Consider the following 16,421-nt stretch of genomic DNA (forward strand, 5'->3'; position numbering starts at 1 on the left):
TAGAACCTCAATGACCGTTGAGGTCAACAGGTCACGGATTGATGGTCGGCGCACCGATCTGACGGCCCCAGACGTACTCGGTGAAGATCGGCGAGCCCAGTTCGACGTGGTTGTACGGAGCGATCGACAACCCAGTGTCCATCACCAGATACGGTGCGGGCCAGAGCTCGCGGGTGATCTTCTGCCAGCAGCCCGGCCGCCCGCCCGGGCCGCCGCGAGCATTCACCCGGGGCAGATTGTCTGGATAGATATAGGGATTTCCCACCCCACCGAGGCCGAAGATGGTTCCGGCCGAGGCCAGCGAATAGCCGTTGTCGCCGCCGAAAACCTCGGCCATCAGCGGCGCGGCCTCGTGATAGTTGCGGATGGTGCAGAACAGCTGCGGACTGTAGTAGTCGAACAGTTTCGCGGTGGGGATCAGGTCCTGCGCGCCACGCACCAGGTACGGGCCGCCGCGCTCCATCACATCGGCCCCGGTGCCACCGACCCCGATCGCCGCCATCAGCGCCGCATCGACCGCATCCCGTTCGGCATGGACGGTGGCCGCGGTAGTGGCGGCCGCGGCCAGCCCGTCGAACAGGTCCTCGCCGGCGTCCGCGTAGATATCGGCCAGCGCGGTCAGCGCGCGCACGTCATGGCGGAACGCGGGCATACGTTCGTTGAATGCCGCCAGGATCGTGTTGCCGTCCGAGAGCGAGCGCCCGAACCGCGCGCCCATGCCATCGATTGCCTGCGCCGCCGCGGTCAGCGTCTGGTTCAGCAGCACCGGGTCGACCTGTTCGGCGATGGCCAGCACCGTCTCGAACAGCGAATTGAACTCGGTGCTGACCCATGTCGCGGTGATCACGTCGCCGGGTTCGATCCGTTGGGCGACAGGGATTGCCGGTGAACTCAGCGCCACGTACTTGTTACCGAACACGGTGGTGGCCTTGATCTCGGCGGCCACATTGCCCGGCAACAGGGCCAGATATCTGGGGTCGACCTGCAGTGTCAGCCGGGCCTGACCGTCATCGGTGCCGGCGATCCGACTGACCCGGCCGATCTCGACACCGTTGAGGGTGACCTTCGAGCCCGGGTCCACCACCAGCCCGGCCCGCGGTGACAGCAGCGTCAGGTCGACGCGGGACCGGAACTCGCCGCGGAACTGCTGGTGGATCAGGATGCCGACGATCGTCAGCAGCACCAGGGCGATCACGCCCAGCGCCCGGTACGGCGGTGCCGACCGATCGACGAGGGCCACTTTGCGACACTAATCCGATGGTGGCCCGCCGCACGGCAGATCCGGCAGAGACGCGCACAGCGGTGCTCGCGGTCGCCGAGTGGTTACGTGACGAGACCGCCCCTTCACCGGCCCGCGCGGACCTGGCGAATGCGGTACGGCTGACCGCACGGACCCTGGCCGCGCTGGCGCCCGGCGCCAGTGTCGAGGTACGCGTACCCCCGTTCGTCGCCGTGCAGTGCATCGCCGGGCCCCGACACACCCGCGGCACTCCACCCAATGTCGTCGAGACCGATCCGCGTACCTGGCTGTTGCTGGCCACCGGTCTGACCGGGCTGGACACCCCGGCATTGCAGCTGTCCGGATCGCGGGCCGCGGAGATCGGGCAGTGGCTGCCGCTGGTCACCCTCGACGACTGACGGGAATGTCGCGACACGCCCGCATCGTTGCCAGATGTGACGAAATCCGGCGTCCGATTGAGTTATTGGGGCCGGATGACCGTAGACTGGGCCACGTCACCCACAGCCCCCAGGGAGCAGCCATCGTGACCTTCGAGACGGACGAAAACGATCCGAAAGAAGAATGCGGCGTATTCGGCGTCTGGGCTCCCGGCGAGGATGTGGCCAAGCTCACGTACTACGGCCTTTATGCGTTGCAACACCGTGGGCAGGAAGCCGCCGGCATCGCGGTGGCCGACGGCTCCCAGGTGTTGGTCTTCAAGGACCTCGGTCTGGTCAGTCAGGTCTTCGACGAGCAGACGCTGGCCGCCATGCACGGTCACGTCGCCGTCGGGCACTGCCGGTACTCGACCACCGGCTCGACCACGTGGGAGAACGCGCAGCCGGTCTTCCGCAACACCGCGGCAGGCACCGGAGTGGCACTGGGACACAACGGCAACCTGGTCAACACCGCCGAGCTCGCCGGCCGGGCCCGTGAAGCCGGCCTGATCGAGACCCGTGGCGCCCCGGCCGCCACCACCGACTCCGACATCCTGGGTGCACTACTGGCACACGGTGCCGCCGATGCGACCCTGGAACAGGCCGCCCTGGAGTTGCTGCCCACCGTGCGCGGCGCCTTCTGCCTGACCTTCATGGACGAGAACACCCTCTACGCCGCGCGTGATCCGCACGGGGTGCGCCCGCTGTCGCTGGGCCGTCTGGACCGCGGGTGGGTCGTCGCCTCCGAGACCGCCGCGCTCGACATCGTCGGCGCCTCGTTCGTCCGCGATATCGAACCCGGCGAGCTGCTGGCCATCGACGCCGACGGCGTGCGCTCCACCCGCTTCGCCAACCCGACCCCCAAGGGTTGTGTCTTCGAGTACGTCTACCTGGCCCGCCCGGACAGCGTCATCGGCGGCCGCTCCGTCCATGCCACCCGCGTGGACATCGGTCGCAGGTTGGCCGCGGAGAACCCGGTCGAGGCCGATCTGGTCATCGGTGTTCCCGAGTCCGGGATTCCGGCCGCGGTCGGTTACGCGCAGGGCTCCGGCATCCCCTACGGCCAGGGCCTGATGAAGAACGCCTACGTCGGGCGCACCTTCATCCAGCCGTCGCAGACCATCCGCCAGCTGGGCATCCGGCTCAAGCTCAACCCGCTCAAAGAGGTCATCCGCGGTAAGCGGCTGATCGTCGTGGACGACTCGATCGTGCGTGGCAACACCCAGCGCGCGCTGATCCGGATGCTGCGTGAGGCCGGTGCGGTCGAGGTGCACGTACGCATTGCGTCCCCGCCGGTGAAGTGGCCGTGCTTCTACGGCATCGACTTCGCCACCCCGGCCGAGCTGATCGCCAACTCCGCGAGCAACAGCGCCGACGAGTCGGAGATGCTCGAAGGTGTACGGCGTGCGATCGGCGCCGACAGCCTGGGTTACATCAGCCACCATGGCATGGTCGCGGCGACCGAGCAGCCCGCCTCCCGCCTGTGCGCGGCCTGTTTCGACGGTGACTACCCGATCGAACTGCCCGGGGAGTCTGCCCTCGGCAAGAACGTCATCGAGCACATGCTGGCCAACGCGGCCAAGAGCGGAATGCCGCTGACCGCCGAGAACGACAACGCCTCGGCGCTGCGCAGGCCCTGACGGCGGTCGCCGGACCGCAGGATGCGGCCCCCCGGCCCCGAGCGGGTAGATTTGTGCCCGATGAGCACGCGTCTATGGGCGGGCCGCTGACATGGGTCAGGGCAACGCCGAACAACAGGGCATCTCGTATGCAACGGCCGGTGTGGACATCGAGGCGGGGGACCGCGCCGTCGAGCTGTTCAAACCACTGGCCAAAAAGGCCACCCGACCCGAGGTCCGTGGCGGCCTGGGCGGCTTCGCCGGGCTGTTCGCCCTGCGTAGTGGTTACCGTGAGCCGCTGCTGGCCTCGTCGACCGACGGGGTGGGCACCAAACTGGCCATCGCCCAGGCGATGGACAAGCACGACACCGTCGGTCTGGACCTGGTCGCCATGGTTGTCGACGATCTGGTCGTCTGCGGTGCCGAACCGCTGTTCCTGCAGGACTACATCGCGGTCGGCCGGACGGTCCCCGAGCGGGTCGCCGCGATCGTCGCCGGTATTGCCGACGGCTGTGTGCTGGCCGGTTGCGCGCTGCTGGGTGGCGAGACCGCCGAGCACCCGGGGCTGATGGAGCCCGACCACTACGACATCTCGGCGACCGGTGTGGGCGTCGTGGAGGCCGATGACGTGCTCGGCCCCGAGCGGGTCAAGCCCGGTGATGTGATCATCGCGATGGCCTCGACCGGTCTGCACTCCAACGGTTACTCACTGGCCCGCAAGGTGCTGCTGGAGATCGACCGGATGGACCTGTCCGGGCACGTCGAGGAGTTCGGCCGCACCCTCGGTGAGGAACTGCTGGAGCCGACCTACATCTACGCCAAGGACTGCCTGGCGCTGGCCGCCGAGACGCAGGTGCGCACGTTCTGCCACATCACCGGCGGCGGTTTTGCCGGCAACCTGGAACGCATCATCCCACCCGGCCTGGTGGCCGAACTGGATCGCGGTACCTGGACCCCGGCACCCGTCTTCGGCATGATCGCCCAGCGCGGCCGCATCGAGCGCGCCGAGATGGAGAGGACCTTCAACATGGGTGTCGGCATGGTCGCCATCGTCGCGCCGGAGGACACCGACCGCGCGCTGGCGATTCTGACCGCACGTCACCTGGCCTGCTGGACGGTCGGGACCGTCACAAAGGGTGCCAAGGATGGGGTACGAGCTCAGCTCGTGGGGCGGCACCCGCGGTTCTGATCGGAACGGCCGCGGGCGCCGGCGCGCTCAGCGCCGCCAGTCGTCCTCGTCGGCGTAGCGGTCGGCGGGGCCGCCGAAATCATCGGCGCCGCCGTTGAAATCGTCGGCACCTCCAGTGCTGTCACCGTTGGACAGCTCACGCTGTAGCCGATCGAAATCGGTCTGCGGTGAGCTGTATTTCAGGTCACGAGCAACCTTGGTCTGCTTTGCCTTAGCCCGGCCGCGGCCCATAGGGGACCCCCTCGCGCAATAACGGAGCGGCCCAACGTGCAGGCGGCTCCGATCTGTGTGTCTTTATTGTCCTGCCATCACTTTACCGTGCCGTGGCGCGCAGCGCTGGTAGGCCCTGCACTGGGTCGGTCTCAGCGGTGTTCTAACGACTGCTGCGCAGCCGTTCGACCGCCAACCGGCCCGCCCCGACGTGGTCGGTGCCCGGCACCGAGTCTGCATCGATGACCGCGGCCACCGCGACCTCACCGCCGGTCTGCAGCGGGGTGTCGGCGGGCAGGCCCCGCTTCACCAGCGCCAACGCAATCGGACCATCGTCGACATGCTCGACCACGGTGCCCAACCGGCCGACGGCACGCCCACCGGCCAGCAGCGGATCGCCGGTGACCGGCCGCTCGGTCGACCCGTCGAGTTGGACCAACACCAGCATGCGCGGTGGTTTGCCCAGGTTGTGGACCCGCGCGACGGTCTCCTGGCCGCGGTAGCAGCCCTTCTCCAGGTGCACCGCGCCCTGGCCAGGCCCGCCGATCCAGCCGACCTCGTGCGGAATCGTCCGTTCCTCGGTGTCGACACCCAGCCGCGGCCGCAGCGCCGCCACCCGATGCGCCTCGTACGCCCACACCCCGGCCGGTGACACGCCGACCGCGTTGAGTCGGCTCACCCAGTCGTCCTTGGTCGCATCGGGTACCACCAGGTCGAACTCGCCGGCGTAGACCGAGCGAAGGAACCCCCCGTCAGGCAACGGGACCGCTGTCCACGGCGCGACGGGCAGCACGAGGCCCAGGTCGGCCAGCGCCTGCGGCACCGCCGGGCCCAGCAGGGACAGCACCGCCAGATCGGCCGGCTCGACGACGACGTCGGCCCAGAACACCATCTTGCGGAGGAAGGCCAGCAGCGGTTCGCCGCGCCAGGGTTCGGTGTCGATGACGGTGACCCCGTCGAGTTGGGTCTGGATCCAGTGATCTTCCACACGACCCTGCCCGTCGAGGCTCAGATTCTCCGCGACGGCCCCGTCAGGCAGATCGCTGACGTACTGGCTGGAGATGGTGTGCAACCAGCTGCGGCGCTCACCGCCGGTCAGTTGCAGCACCGCCCGATGCGAGCGGTCGACCACCACTGCCGCCGACGCTGCGGCGCGTTGCTCGCCGAGTGGGTCGCCGTGGTGCCAGACGGCACCGGCATCGGGTCCGGTCTTGGGGACGGGGACGGCAGACATATGCCCATGGTACGGCGGCTACGCTGCACCGGATGGGGCCCAGATCCGCCGACGTGGTGGTGACTCTCGACGGTGTGCCGCGGACGCCCACCGACCCGCTGGTGCGGGCTGGGGACCCGATGTTGACCCGCGGCGCCGGGGTCTTCGAGACGATGCTGGTGCGGGCGGGCAGGCCCTGTCTGCTCGACGCCCACCTGGCCCGGTTGGCCGGTTCAGCCGCCATTGCGGGTCTTGCCGAACCGGACCTGAACCGCTGGCGCGCCGCGGTGCAGATCGCGCTCACGCGGTGGCCGCACCCGGCCGATGCGGTGCTGCGACTGGTGCACGGACCCGAGACGTCGTTCGTGTCGATCGCCGCGGTACCGGACCGGGCGCTGGCGGCGCGGCGCGACGGGGTCGCCGCCGTCACCCTGGACCCCGGGGTCCGCGGTGAGATCGCCGGCGCCAAATCGCTGTCCTATGCCGTGAACTCGGCGGCCCTACGCGAGGCGCACCGGCACGGGGCCGGCGATGCCGTCTACGTGGACCGCCACGGCGGTGTGCTGGAGGGGCCGCGGTCCTCGGTGCTGATCGCTGTGGGCGAAATGCTGCTGAGCCCACCGCCGACGCTGCCGATCCTCGCGGGCACCACCGTCGCGGCGTTGTTCGATACGGCCGACAATTGTGTCTACCGTCCGCTGACAACGGCTGATCTGATTGCCGCGCAAGGTGTTTGGTTGCTCTCGGCGGTGACGCTCGCGGCTCGGGTGCACACCCTGGACGGTGTCGTGCTGGCACCCGCGCCGCGTGCCGACGAGGTGGCGCATCTGGTGAACCTTGCGATCGCTCGCTAATTCGGTTGTCGGCCCGCGGGTTCGGGAGTACGGTCGGCCGTACACAGGGAAGGAGGTGGTCCGACAAATTGATTGGCATACGGACAAGTGAGGTGGCTGCTAGCTAGCAGCACCAGGAGTGTGACGGAGCTTCTTGGCTCTTCGCACACGCGCATCGCGCAACCTGCGAGCGCTGGCGAATACCGAGTAGCCACCCGGCCCCCGAGCCGTTGGTTGGTCCAACCGACAACACAAGGCTCGGGGGTTGTCCTGTTTTCAGGGCTGGTCGGTAGGGGGCGTCGGCGCGAGCGACGCGCACGCCTGCTGGGCCTGATCCCAGACGTCCTGGTCGATCCCCGGGGGCGCCGGTGGGGTCATACCCTCGGCGGGCCGCGGCGGGGCACCCTCAGGCGGTGCCATACCTGCCGGCCCATCGCCCGGCGGCGGCCCGCCGGGGTGGCCGCCCTCGGGTGGCGCGGGGATGTTGTGTTCGGTCAGACAGGCGGCGAAACCGTCGCCGCCGTCGGGAGCGGCCGACACGGTCGTCGCGCCCGAGCAGGCGACCAGACCGGTGGTCAGGGCCGCCGCGGCGAGACCGAGAGATGCAAGACGAATCGAAGAGCAGGTCATGCCGGTGACGTTAGGAAGCGGTGCTGGGCCGGCCGTAGCAGCGGCCTGTGTGCGTGCTTTGAATCAGCCGATGAAACGGCTCAGCCGCGCCGACAGATGGGGGACCAGGCCGCCATCGGCGTCCACCCGCTCCTCGACATAGGCCAGATCGCCGCCCTCGACGATGCCGTACAGCCGTTTGGCGCCGCCGACCAGCAGACCGGACTTGCTGCGCGCCAGCGCATCGGTGGCCAGCTCCCAGGAGGCCTGGTTGAGCGGGCTGCCGTAGAACAGCTCGACGAAACCGGAGGCGTGCGCCAGCAGCAGTTCGATGGCCTGGGTCTCGTCCGGGTCGGCGGGATCGTGGGCGAACCGCCAGTAACCGGTCTCGCGCAGTGAGGGGCCCAGATAGTCGCCGGCCTCGGACAGCCGCCAGGATCGGGAATCCCAGTTCAGGTAGTCGCCGCCGTCGTGCGAGACGATGATCTGCTGACCGAAGTGATAGTCGCCGTCGCTGTCGCGGCCCTCGCCCTCGCCACGCCAGACCCCGACCAACGGCAGCAGCGCGAGCAGCACCGGATTGAGATCGGCACCTTCGCGCAGGTTGGCGGTATCCGCGGGAAACGGCAGGTCGTCGAACGCGGGGATGTTGCGGGCCGCGGTGATCTTGGCCCGTTCGGCGGCCGCAGCCACCGCCCGGTCACCCGAGCCGGGGATTGCCGCCTCGCCTTCCGGAGACGTTGGGCCGCTCACCCCTCGTCGGTGACGAGCCGGTAGACCGCGTACAGCGCGAACCAGGTGATGACGACCACGGCCGCCACAAGCAGGAATTCGAAGAACAGCACCACGATGGTGATCCTAACCGCCAGGGGTCACCGCGCTCGAGTCGAGGCCCGAGCGCGGTGACCAAGAAGGCTATTAAGCGACCTTGACGTCGATCTCGTGGATGCCGGCACCGGTCGGGGCGATGCTGGCATCGCCGTTGCCCACGGGGGACAGGGCTCGCAGCGTCCAGTTGCCCGGAGCGGCGAAGAACCGGAAGTCACCGGTGGCCGATGCGACGACCTCGGCGGTGAACTCGTCCGAGCCGTCCAGCAGTCGCACGAAGGCGCCGCCGACGGTCTGCCCGGACCCGTCCACCACACGACCGGTGATGACCGTTTCCTTCTCCAGGTCGACGCCGGCCGGCAACGTCAGTCCTTGTTTCGGTGCAGAGCACATAATCTAACTTCCCAACTCGATCGGGGCTCCCACCAGGGAACCGTATTCCGTCCAACTACCGTCGTAGTTCTTGACGTTCTCGTGACCCAGCAACTCCTGCAGCACAAACCAGGTGTGCGAGGAACGCTCACCGATGCGGCAGTAGGCGATGGTCAGCTTGTTGCCGTCCAGCCCGGCCTCGGCGTACAGCTTGGCCAGATCCTCGTCGGACTTGAAGGTGCCGTCCTCGTTGGCTGCCTTGCTCCACGGCACGCTGATGGCGGTCGGGATGTGGCCGGCGCGCTGGCTCTGCTCCTGCGGCAGGTGAGCCGGCGCCAGGATCTTGCCGGAGAACTCGTCGGGGCTGCGCACGTCGACCAGGTTCTTCTCACCGATCGCGGCGATCACCTCGTCGCGGAAGGCACGGATGTCGTTGTTGGGGGCCTTGGCGGTGTAGCTGGTGGCCGCCCGGTCGGGCACCTCGGTCACCAGGGGGCGCCCGTCGAGCTCCCACTTCTTGCGGCCGCCGTCGAGCAGCTTCACGTCCTCGTGACCGTACAGCTTGAAGTACCAGTAGGCGTACGCGGCGAACCAGTTGTTGTTGCCGCCGTACAGGATCACGGTGTCGTCGTTGGCGATGCCCTTGTCGGACAACAGCTTCGAGAACTGCTGCTGGTCGACGAAGTCGCGCTTGACCTGATCCTGCAGTTCGGTCTTCCAGTCCAGACGGATGGCGCCGGCGATGTGCCCGCCCTCGTAGGCGGAGGTGTCCTCGTCGACCTCGACGAAGACGGTCTTCGGCGCGTCGAGATTGCTCTCGGCCCAGTCGGTGGAGACCAGGACGTCGGAGCGTGCCATGGAGTGGTTCCTTTCGGTTGTTTATGCGTGGTCGTTGGTGGGGCGGGTCAGACGGGAACGCGGCGGAACCGCGCGACGAGCGGGTAGATCTGGCAGCCCAGGCAGATGCCGAAGGCTGCATTGAGAAACGCGGCGAACAGAGCGAACCCGGTGGCCACCACACCAACCAGCGGAGCCCCCAGGACGAACCCGGCAGTACCGACCAGTCCGAACACGAAGCCGACCAGCTGGGCGAATTTCAGCGGCGGGACGGGTTCACGCTCGGTGACCGGGCCCAGGCGCGGCGCGATGAGCGCAGCGAACACCTTGCCGTAGGGGTGGTTGCGTGGTCCCGCCGCGGCGCCGATGGCGAACACGAGGGTCTGCAGACCGAGGAGCACCGCGGCGACGATCGGGCTGACGCCGGACACCAGCAGGGTGATGATGAGGACCGCGGTGGTGATCCAGGCGACGAACCGCGGACCGCGGACGTCGACCTGGTCCGGATGGGTGGTCGGCATGTGAGTGCTCCTGTTGCTTGGCTGGGCTGGACTGGCAGGCCACGAGGGCGCCTGGCGTGAGCGGCGCACCAAGAAGGAGATGCGGCTACTCAGCAGCTACAACAACAGCAACAACCCGCGGTGCGGCACAGATCAACTGCGCGGCGCTTGGTGAGCAGCAGCTCAAGACGGGCGGTCACGACGGACACAATACCCGTTGGCACCGTCCTCAGGCCAATAGAGGCTCCAGCGCCGAGCGCAGGTCAGCGGCCTTGGGAACCCCGGTGGTCCGGTACCGGGGATGGCCGCCGGTGTCGAAGATGATGGTGGTCGGCAGCGAGAGCACCGAAAGTCGCCGCGCCGCCTCGGGATTCTCGTCCATGTCGATCTCCACATGGGCCACCGTCGGGAGTTCGGCGCAGACCTGGTCGACCACCCGGCGCACCGCCGTACACGGCCCACACCAGGTGGCGGTGAAATGCAGGATGGTCGGAGCCTCGGTGGACAGTCCCAGCCCGCCGGTGTCGATATCGGCGGCCTCGTCGGCGGTCCGCAGCATGCCCGATCGCCGAGTGATCAGCGTGCCGACGATATAGCCGAGGCCCAGCACGGCGATCACCACGACGATCACGATCGTCATAGAAGTGCTCATGATTGTCTGAACCCGTCGAGTCGCAGCGTTAGTCCGTCGGCGATGCCCTCGACGATGAGGTCCGATCCGCGGGCGCCGGCGTTGGTGGGTCGCAGACCGAACGGCAGTTTCTGCCCCGGGATGCGAGCGGTGAAACTTTCGAGCACCGCGGCGACCTTGTCCTCGGGTACCGGCTCGTCGGCCGTGCCCGGACCCGTCAGGACTCCGGTCGCGGTGAGCACCAGGGTGGTCTCATCGGGGTCGGCCAGCGTCAGATCGACCGCGACCGAGACACGCTTGTCGAAATCCGCGGCGGTCGGGGTGCCGGTGAAAACCAGATCCTCGCCACTGGAGATGCCGGACTCGGTCACCCCGTTCAGCCCGTCCTCGGTCTCCCGGGTGGGCGCCTCGACCAACAGGTCGGTCATCCCGATGAAACGTCCGACGTGGGTGGAGTCCACGATGATGCGGCCCTCGGCCTTGCCGACGGGCAGGGTGGCATCGGGCCCGATCAGCCAGGTCGACTCGGCCAGGTCGATGTCGTGCAGCGTCGCTTCGAGAGCGACCTTGCCGACCACCGGATGCTCGACGCCGGCGGCGCGGATCTCCAACTCGTTGTAGTGGTGGGCCCGGGCCTGGGTGATGAACGGGAAGCCCAGGATGCTGGCCCACGGGTCGAAGTTCAGGTCATTGGCGGTGCGCACGCTGCGGGCCAGGCGGTATTCGGCGTAGATGGCGGCCCCGAAATCGGTACCCACGGCGCCGACGACCACTGCGACGATGGTCGACACGGCACCGATCAGCAGCTTGCGCACCCGCTCATTCTGGCGTACCGATCAGGCCCGGAACCGCCGCCCACCGGTTCAGGTCTGCTAATCGCCAGGTGGCACGGTATTGTTGGCCAATCGTCGGTCGTAACGGCCACGTGTCCGGCATGAATCTGGAAGATGACCTCCGACACCGATGTCCCGGGGACGATCCAGGGCGCAGGAGGAACTTTTGGAACTGTTACTTCTGACAGTCGATCCACATCCTGACACCGTGCTGCCGTCATTGTCCCTGCTGGCGCACAACGTTCGCACCGCACCCACCGAGGTGTCCTCGCTGCTGGAGGCAGGTACCGCCGACGTCGCCATCGTCGACGCGCGCACCGATCTGGCGGCCGCGCGCGGTCTGTGCCGACTGCTCGGAACGACAGGCACATCCATCCCCGTCGTCGCCGTCGTCAACGAGGGCGGACTGGTCGCGGTCAATGTGGAGTGGGGGCTGGACGAGATCCTGCTGCCCGGCACCGGCCCGGCCGAGATCGACGCCCGGCTGCGCCTGCTGATCGGTCGCCGCGGCGGCGTCGCCGACCAGGAGAGTGTCGGCAAGGTGACGCTCGGCGAGCTCGTCATCGACGAGGGCACCTACACCGCGCGACTGCGCGGTCGCCCGCTGGACCTCACCTACAAGGAATTCGAGCTGCTCAAGTACCTGGCCCAGCACGCCGGCCGGGTGTTCACCCGTGCCCAGCTGCTCCAGGAGGTGTGGGGGTACGACTTCTTCGGTGGCACCCGCACCGTCGACGTCCACGTGCGACGGCTGCGCGCCAAGCTGGGCCCCGAGTACGAGGCGCTGATCGGGACCGTCCGCAATGTCGGGTACAAGGCGGTGCGCCCGGCCCGTGGTCGTGGGCCGGCCCCGGCTCCCGAGGACGACCTGGACGAGGATTTCGAGGGTGATCTCGACGGCGACCTCGGTGAGCCCGAATTCGGTTCTGCCGCAGAGTCACTCGGCCCGCTGCGCGGCCAGTGATCGAATGGCGCCGTGGGCTGTCGGCTGACGACCGGTCCCGGATCATCGAGCTGGTCGAGGCGGCCACCGTCGCCGACGGGGTGGCCCCGGTAGGGGATCAGGTGCTACGTGAGCTGGGCCGCGATGACACCCGCCACCTGCTGGCCGTCCATGACGACGCGGTGGTCGGCTATCTGAACCTTGCCCCCGAGATGGCCGAGGCCGTGGTCCATCCGGATGCCCGCCGCCGCGGAATCGGTGCAGAGTTGATCCGCACCGGACTGGCCGCGGGCACGGCGCAGACCCGGATCTGGGCGCACGGCGACCTGCCTGCCGCCCGCGCCACCGCGGCCACCCTGGGCCTGCACCCGGTGCGCGAACTGCTGCAGATGCGTCGGAGCCTGGCCGATCTGCCCGACTTCTCGGCCCGCCATGACATCCGCACCTATGCCGGGACCTCGGATGATGTTGAGTTGCTGCGCGTCAATAACGCCGCCTTCTCCTGGCATCCCGAGCAGGGCGGCTGGACCGAGGACGATATCGCCGAGCGTCGCGGCGAGTCATGGTTCGACCCCGAGGGACTGTTTCTCGCCTTCGAAGGTCCCAGCTTGTTGGGCTTCCATTGGACCAAGATTCACAACCCGGCCCTCGGTGAGGTGTACGTGGTCGGTGTCGACCCGGCGGCTCAGGGTCGCGGGCTCGGCGCCGAGCTGACTTTGCTGGGGCTGCACCATCTGGCCCGTCGGCTGGGGCTTGAGGCCGATGTCACACTGTATGTCGAGGGCAACAACACCGCGGCGGTGAAAACCTATCGTCGCCTCGGGTTTGACGTATTCAGCGCCGATATGGCGTACGCATCTGTTGCTGTGAACTAGCTGTACCTGTTCACCCCTCGTTCACTTTCCGTCCCCGGGCCGTCCATCGCGGCCGCATACGTTGCCACGGAGTCTGAAGCCGTCAATTTATGAAAGTGGGATTCGTGAAGCTCAATATCGGCATGGCACTGTCGGCGACCGCAATCGCCGCCCTCACGCTGACCGCTTGCGGTAGCGACAACAACACCGGTGCGAGCGGCACCAGTGGATCCGCCACCGGCGGTTCGTCCACGCCGGCCGAGTGCGGTGGCAAGAGCTCCGTCACCGCTGAGGGCGCCACCTCGCAGCAGAACGCCATCGCCCTGTTCAACCAGGTGTGGGGCCAGGCCTGCCCGGGCAAGAACCTTTCCTACAACCCGACCGGTTCCGGTGCGGGCCGCGAGCAGTTCGTCGCGGGCAACGTCGACTTCGCCGGCTCTGACTCGGCCATCAAAGAAGACCAAGCAGAGCAGGCCGCGCAACGTTGCGGTGGCAACCCGGCATGGAACCTGCCGCTGGTCTTCGGCCCGGTCGCGATGGCCTACAACGTCGAGGGTGTCGAGGGCCTGGTGCTCAACGCGGACACCATCGCCAAGATCTTCCAGGGCCAGATCGCCAAGTGGAACGATCCCGCCATCGCCGCGCTGAACGAGGGCAAGACCCTGCCCGACGCCGATATCACCCCGATCTTCCGCTCGGATTCCTCGGGCACCACCGACAACTTCCAGAAGTATCTGGAGGCCGCCTCGGCCGGCGCCTGGACCAAGGGCGACGGCTCGGAGTTCCAGGGCGGCGCCGGTGAGGGTGCGCAGAAGTCCGCCGGTGTCGTGCAGGCCGTGCAGGCCACCCCGGGTGCCATCGGCTACGTCGAGAAGGGCTTCGCCGACCAGGCGGGTGTGCCCTACGCCCTGATCGACAACGGCAGCGGCCCGGTCGAGCTGACCAACGAGTCCGCCGGTAAGGCCATCGACGCCGTCAAGTTCGCCGCCGAGGGTAATGACCTGGCGCTGGATCTCGACTCGCTGTACGGCACCCAGGAGCCCGGCGCCTACCCGCTGGTACTGGCCACCTACAACATCGTGTGCTCGGACGGCTACGACGCCGAGACCGCCGCCGCGGTGCGTTCGTTCATGACGGTGGCCGCCAACGACGGTCAGGCCGGTCTGCCGGACGCCGGCTACGTGCCGCTGCCCGACCAGTTCAAGGAGCGTCTGCTGACCTCCATCGAGGCCATCGGCCCGGCTGCCTAGTCCCACTGGCACAAGGTCGAATTCGAGGCGAGGATGGGTGCCTGACCGAATGACGTACAAAGGTATCGACAAGGGTTCAGACGGGAACTCAGTGACTATTCCGAATCCAGCCGACTCGGGGTCGGGTGAGGCGTTGGCCGCACCCTTCCCCGAGCCCACCCCGATCTCGACGAATCCGTCGAAGAACGCCAAGGTGCGGCCCGGTGACCGCATCTTCGGTGGGCTCGCCAAGGGATCCGGCATCCTGGTCATCGCCATCATCGCGGCGATCGGCATCTTCCTGCTGTGGCGTGCGATCCCGGCGCTGCAGCGCAACGAGGAGAACTTCTTCCTCTTCGGCGGCAACTGGATCACCACCGACACCTCGGCGATGCACTTCGGCATCCTGGACCTGCTCCAGGTGACGGTGTTCGTGTCGGTCTTTGCCCTGGTGCTCGCGATGCCGATCGCCCTGGGCATCGCGATCTACCTGACCAACTACGCGCACAAGCGGGTCAAGGGCCCACTGGCCTATATGGTCGATCTGCTGGCCGCCGTGCCGTCGATCATCTACGGCGTGTGGGGCCTGTACGTGCTGGCGCCGGTGCTGCGCCCGTTCGCGACGTGGCTCAACGAGAACATGAGCTGGCTGTTCCTGTTCTCCACCGGTAACGCCTCGGTGGCCGGCGGCGGCACCATCTTCACCGCGGGCATCGTGCTCGCGGTGATGATCCTGCCGATCATCACCGCCGTCACCCGCGAGGTCTTCGTCCAGACCCCGCGCGGGCAGATCGAGGCGGCGCTGGCGCTCGGTGCCACCCGCTGGGAGGTCGTGCGGACCACGGTGCTGCCGTTCGGTATGTCCGGCTACATCTCCGGCGCCATGCTGGGCCTGGGCCGCGCCCTCGGTGAGACCATCGCGCTGCTGATCATCCTGCGCGGCACCCAGACCGCGTTCGGCTGGTCGCTGTTCGACGCCGGCTTTACCTTCGCAAGCAAGATCGCCTCGGCGGCTTCGGAATTCAACGACCAGTACAAGGCGGGTGCGTACATCGCCGCCGGCCTGGTGCTGTTCATCCTCACGTTCGTGGTGAACTCGCTGGCCCGCGCCGCGGTTTCCGGAAAGGACAGGTCCGCATCGTGACCGCATCGTTGGAGAAGCCGGTCAAGGCGCCCACCTTCCAGGGGGTCAGCGGCCGACGGAAGTTCACCGACAACCTGGCCACCGTGCTGGTCACCGCCTCGGTGGTCATCGCGATCGTCCCGCTGATCTGGGTGCTGTGGACCGTGGTGTCCAAGGGCATCGGGGTGGTCACCTCGAGCACCTGGTGGATGAACTCGCAGGCCGGTATGACGGCCTTCCAAGCCGGTGGTGGTGCCTACCACGCAATCGTGGGATCGCTGGTGCAGGCGCTGATCTGCGCCATCATCTCCATCCCGATCGGCATCTTCGTCGCCATCTATCTGGTGGAGTACGGCGGCGGCACCCGACTGGGCAAGGTCACCACCTTCATGGTCGACATCCTCACCGGTGTGCCCTCGATCGTGGCGGCCCTGTTCATCTACGCGCTGTGGGTGGCCACCTTCGGCTTCCAGCGGTCCGGCTTCGCCGTGTCGCTGGCGCTGGTGCTGCTGATGATCCCGGTGATCGTGCGCTCCACCGAGGAGATGCTGCGCATCGTCCCGATGGACCTGCGCGAGGCGAGTTACGCACTGGGCGTGCCGAAGTGGAAGACCATCTCGGCGATCGTGGTGCCCACCGCGCTGTCGGGCATCGTCACCGGCATCCTGCTGTCGCTGGCCCGCGTGATGGGTGAGACGGCACCGCTGCTGATCCTGGTGGGCTACGCCCAAGCCATCAACTTCGACGTGTTCAGCGGCTTCATGGGCTCGCTGCCCGGCATGATGTTCGACCAGACATCGGCCGGTGCCGGTGCCAACCCGGTCCCCACCGACCGGCTCTGGGGCGCCGCGCTCACCCTGGTCGTGCTGATCGCACTGCTCAACGTCGGCGCGCGGTTCATCGCCAAATTCTTTGCCCCGAAAAAGGTCTAGCAGGTTTAGG

20 protein-coding genes are annotated in these 16,421 nt (G+C 67.7%); 9 read left to right on the forward strand and 11 right to left on the reverse strand.

Features of this window, described 5'->3' with window-relative positions; translation table 11 throughout:
- Positions 1–31: 31 nt before the first annotated feature.
- Positions 32–1,240 carry an MCE family protein gene (locus tag ACLBYA_RS14405; protein ID WP_447710094.1) on the reverse strand — a complete coding sequence of 403 codons (1,209 nt, stop codon included), beginning with the start codon at positions 1,238–1,240 and terminating at the stop codon, positions 32–34.
- Positions 1,241–1,257: 17 nt separating this feature from the next.
- On the opposite strand from ACLBYA_RS14405, the gene ACLBYA_RS14410 reads away from it, so the two are divergent.
- From ACLBYA_RS14410 to purM, 3 genes are all read left to right on the forward strand, one after another.
- Positions 1,258–1,638 carry a sterol carrier family protein gene (locus ACLBYA_RS14410; RefSeq protein WP_447710095.1) on the forward strand — a complete coding sequence of 127 codons (381 nt, stop codon included), beginning with the start codon at positions 1,258–1,260 and terminating at the stop codon, positions 1,636–1,638.
- A 125-nt stretch (positions 1,639–1,763) separates the two neighbouring features.
- Positions 1,764–3,296: an amidophosphoribosyltransferase gene (gene purF / locus ACLBYA_RS14415; protein ID WP_447710096.1), complete on the forward strand. Its 1,533-nt coding sequence runs from the start codon at positions 1,764–1,766 to the stop codon at positions 3,294–3,296.
- A gap of 91 nt (positions 3,297–3,387) precedes the next feature.
- Positions 3,388–4,464, forward strand: coding sequence for a phosphoribosylformylglycinamidine cyclo-ligase (gene purM / locus ACLBYA_RS14420; RefSeq protein WP_447710097.1), 1,077 nt, complete (start codon positions 3,388–3,390; stop codon positions 4,462–4,464).
- Between the two features lie 27 nt (positions 4,465–4,491).
- Here purM and ACLBYA_RS14425 read toward each other — a convergent pair whose 3' ends face one another.
- Positions 4,492–4,695, reverse strand: coding sequence for a DUF3073 domain-containing protein (locus ACLBYA_RS14425; protein ID WP_447710098.1), 204 nt, complete (start codon positions 4,693–4,695; stop codon positions 4,492–4,494).
- Between the two features lie 142 nt (positions 4,696–4,837).
- A complete protein-coding gene (gene ygfZ, locus ACLBYA_RS14430) occupies positions 4,838–5,908 on the reverse strand; it encodes a CAF17-like 4Fe-4S cluster assembly/insertion protein YgfZ (protein WP_447710099.1) in 1,071 nt (356 codons plus the stop codon).
- Between the two features lie 32 nt (positions 5,909–5,940).
- On the opposite strand from ygfZ, the gene ACLBYA_RS14435 reads away from it, so the two are divergent.
- The gene (locus ACLBYA_RS14435) at positions 5,941–6,741 is read left to right on the forward strand and encodes an aminodeoxychorismate lyase (protein ID WP_447710100.1); all 801 of its coding nucleotides are present in this window, start codon (positions 5,941–5,943) and stop codon (positions 6,739–6,741) included.
- Positions 6,742–6,996: 255 nt separating this feature from the next.
- On the opposite strand, the gene ACLBYA_RS14440 is transcribed toward ACLBYA_RS14435, so the two are convergent.
- The 8 genes from ACLBYA_RS14440 to lmeA all read right to left on the reverse strand — a co-directional run bounded on the left by ACLBYA_RS14440 (position 6,997) and on the right by lmeA (position 11,312).
- Positions 6,997–7,350 (reverse strand): hypothetical protein, encoded by a 354-nt coding sequence (locus ACLBYA_RS14440; RefSeq protein WP_447710101.1) that lies wholly within the window; start codon positions 7,348–7,350, stop codon positions 6,997–6,999.
- Positions 7,351–7,413: 63 nt separating this feature from the next.
- Positions 7,414–8,082, reverse strand: a complete 669-nt coding sequence (locus ACLBYA_RS14445; RefSeq protein ID WP_447710102.1) for an FABP family protein — start codon at positions 8,080–8,082, stop codon at positions 7,414–7,416.
- Between the two features lie 165 nt (positions 8,083–8,247).
- Positions 8,248–8,550 carry a DUF1416 domain-containing protein gene (locus ACLBYA_RS14450; protein ID WP_447710103.1) on the reverse strand — a complete coding sequence of 101 codons (303 nt, stop codon included), beginning with the start codon at positions 8,548–8,550 and terminating at the stop codon, positions 8,248–8,250.
- 3 nt (positions 8,551–8,553) lie between these two features.
- Complete coding sequence (locus ACLBYA_RS14455; RefSeq protein WP_447710104.1) at positions 8,554–9,387, reverse strand: sulfurtransferase; 834 nt, start codon at positions 9,385–9,387, stop codon at positions 8,554–8,556.
- Between the two features lie 47 nt (positions 9,388–9,434).
- Positions 9,435–9,887, reverse strand: a complete 453-nt coding sequence (locus tag ACLBYA_RS14460; protein WP_447710105.1) for a DUF4395 domain-containing protein — start codon at positions 9,885–9,887, stop codon at positions 9,435–9,437.
- An 89-nt stretch (positions 9,888–9,976) separates the two neighbouring features.
- Entirely contained in the window at positions 9,977–10,090 is a 114-nt protein-coding gene (locus ACLBYA_RS14465) for an Ms5788A family Cys-rich leader peptide (protein ID WP_447710106.1), read from the reverse strand.
- Positions 10,091–10,095: 5 nt separating this feature from the next.
- Positions 10,096–10,518 carry a thioredoxin family protein gene (locus ACLBYA_RS14470; RefSeq protein WP_447710107.1) on the reverse strand — a complete coding sequence of 141 codons (423 nt, stop codon included), beginning with the start codon at positions 10,516–10,518 and terminating at the stop codon, positions 10,096–10,098.
- Positions 10,515–11,312: a mannan chain length control protein LmeA gene (gene lmeA, locus ACLBYA_RS14475; protein ID WP_447710108.1), complete on the reverse strand. Its 798-nt coding sequence runs from the start codon at positions 11,310–11,312 to the stop codon at positions 10,515–10,517. The genes ACLBYA_RS14470 and lmeA overlap by 4 nt, the downstream gene beginning before the upstream one ends.
- Before the next feature lie 148 nt (positions 11,313–11,460).
- On the opposite strand from lmeA, the gene ACLBYA_RS14480 reads away from it, so the two are divergent.
- The 5 genes from ACLBYA_RS14480 to pstA all read left to right on the forward strand — a co-directional run bounded on the left by ACLBYA_RS14480 (position 11,461) and on the right by pstA (position 16,411).
- Positions 11,461–12,294, forward strand: a complete 834-nt coding sequence (locus ACLBYA_RS14480; protein WP_447710109.1) for a winged helix-turn-helix transcriptional regulator — start codon at positions 11,461–11,463, stop codon at positions 12,292–12,294.
- Positions 12,291–13,148, forward strand: a complete 858-nt coding sequence (gene mshD / locus ACLBYA_RS14485) for a mycothiol synthase (protein WP_447710110.1) — start codon at positions 12,291–12,293, stop codon at positions 13,146–13,148. Before ACLBYA_RS14480 ends, mshD begins: the two co-directional genes overlap by 4 nt.
- 89 nt (positions 13,149–13,237) lie before the next feature.
- Positions 13,238–14,377 (forward strand): phosphate ABC transporter substrate-binding protein PstS, encoded by a 1,140-nt coding sequence (pstS, locus tag ACLBYA_RS14490; RefSeq protein ID WP_447710111.1) that lies wholly within the window; start codon positions 13,238–13,240, stop codon positions 14,375–14,377.
- Between the two features lie 49 nt (positions 14,378–14,426).
- Positions 14,427–15,500 carry a phosphate ABC transporter permease subunit PstC gene (gene pstC / locus ACLBYA_RS14495; RefSeq protein ID WP_447710112.1) on the forward strand — a complete coding sequence of 358 codons (1,074 nt, stop codon included), beginning with the start codon at positions 14,427–14,429 and terminating at the stop codon, positions 15,498–15,500.
- The gene (gene pstA / locus ACLBYA_RS14500; protein ID WP_447710113.1) at positions 15,497–16,411 is read left to right on the forward strand and encodes a phosphate ABC transporter permease PstA; all 915 of its coding nucleotides are present in this window, start codon (positions 15,497–15,499) and stop codon (positions 16,409–16,411) included. The genes pstC and pstA overlap by 4 nt, the downstream gene beginning before the upstream one ends.
- The last annotated feature ends 10 nt before the right edge of the window (positions 16,412–16,421 follow it).

The organism is Mycobacterium sp. C31M, from assembly GCF_053345865.1.

What these genes read in the sequence shown, in the direction of transcription:
- ACLBYA_RS14410 (WP_447710095.1), top strand. Translation starts at nt 1,258, where the DNA reads ATGGTGGCCCGCCGCACGGCAGATCCGGCAGAGACGCGCACAGCGGTG.
- purM (WP_447710097.1), top strand. Translation starts at nt 3,388, where the DNA reads ATGGGTCAGGGCAACGCCGAACAACAGGGCATCTCGTATGCAACGGCC.
- ACLBYA_RS14425 (WP_447710098.1), bottom strand. Translation starts at nt 4,695, where the DNA reads ATGGGCCGCGGCCGGGCTAAGGCAAAGCAGACCAAGGTTGCTCGTGAC.
- ygfZ (WP_447710099.1), bottom strand. Translation starts at nt 5,908, where the DNA reads ATGTCTGCCGTCCCCGTCCCCAAGACCGGACCCGATGCCGGTGCCGTC.
- ACLBYA_RS14435 (WP_447710100.1), top strand. Translation starts at nt 5,941, where the DNA reads ATGGGGCCCAGATCCGCCGACGTGGTGGTGACTCTCGACGGTGTGCCG.
- ACLBYA_RS14440 (WP_447710101.1), bottom strand. Translation starts at nt 7,350, where the DNA reads ATGACCTGCTCTTCGATTCGTCTTGCATCTCTCGGTCTCGCCGCGGCG.
- ACLBYA_RS14450 (WP_447710103.1), bottom strand. Translation starts at nt 8,550, where the DNA reads ATGTGCTCTGCACCGAAACAAGGACTGACGTTGCCGGCCGGCGTCGAC.
- ACLBYA_RS14455 (WP_447710104.1), bottom strand. Translation starts at nt 9,387, where the DNA reads ATGGCACGCTCCGACGTCCTGGTCTCCACCGACTGGGCCGAGAGCAAT.
- ACLBYA_RS14460 (WP_447710105.1), bottom strand. Translation starts at nt 9,887, where the DNA reads ATGCCGACCACCCATCCGGACCAGGTCGACGTCCGCGGTCCGCGGTTC.
- ACLBYA_RS14470 (WP_447710107.1), bottom strand. Translation starts at nt 10,518, where the DNA reads ATGAGCACTTCTATGACGATCGTGATCGTCGTGGTGATCGCCGTGCTG.
- ACLBYA_RS14480 (WP_447710109.1), top strand. Translation starts at nt 11,461, where the DNA reads ATGTCCCGGGGACGATCCAGGGCGCAGGAGGAACTTTTGGAACTGTTA.
- pstS (WP_447710111.1), top strand. Translation starts at nt 13,238, where the DNA reads ATGAAAGTGGGATTCGTGAAGCTCAATATCGGCATGGCACTGTCGGCG.
- pstC (WP_447710112.1), top strand. Translation starts at nt 14,427, where the DNA reads ATGACGTACAAAGGTATCGACAAGGGTTCAGACGGGAACTCAGTGACT.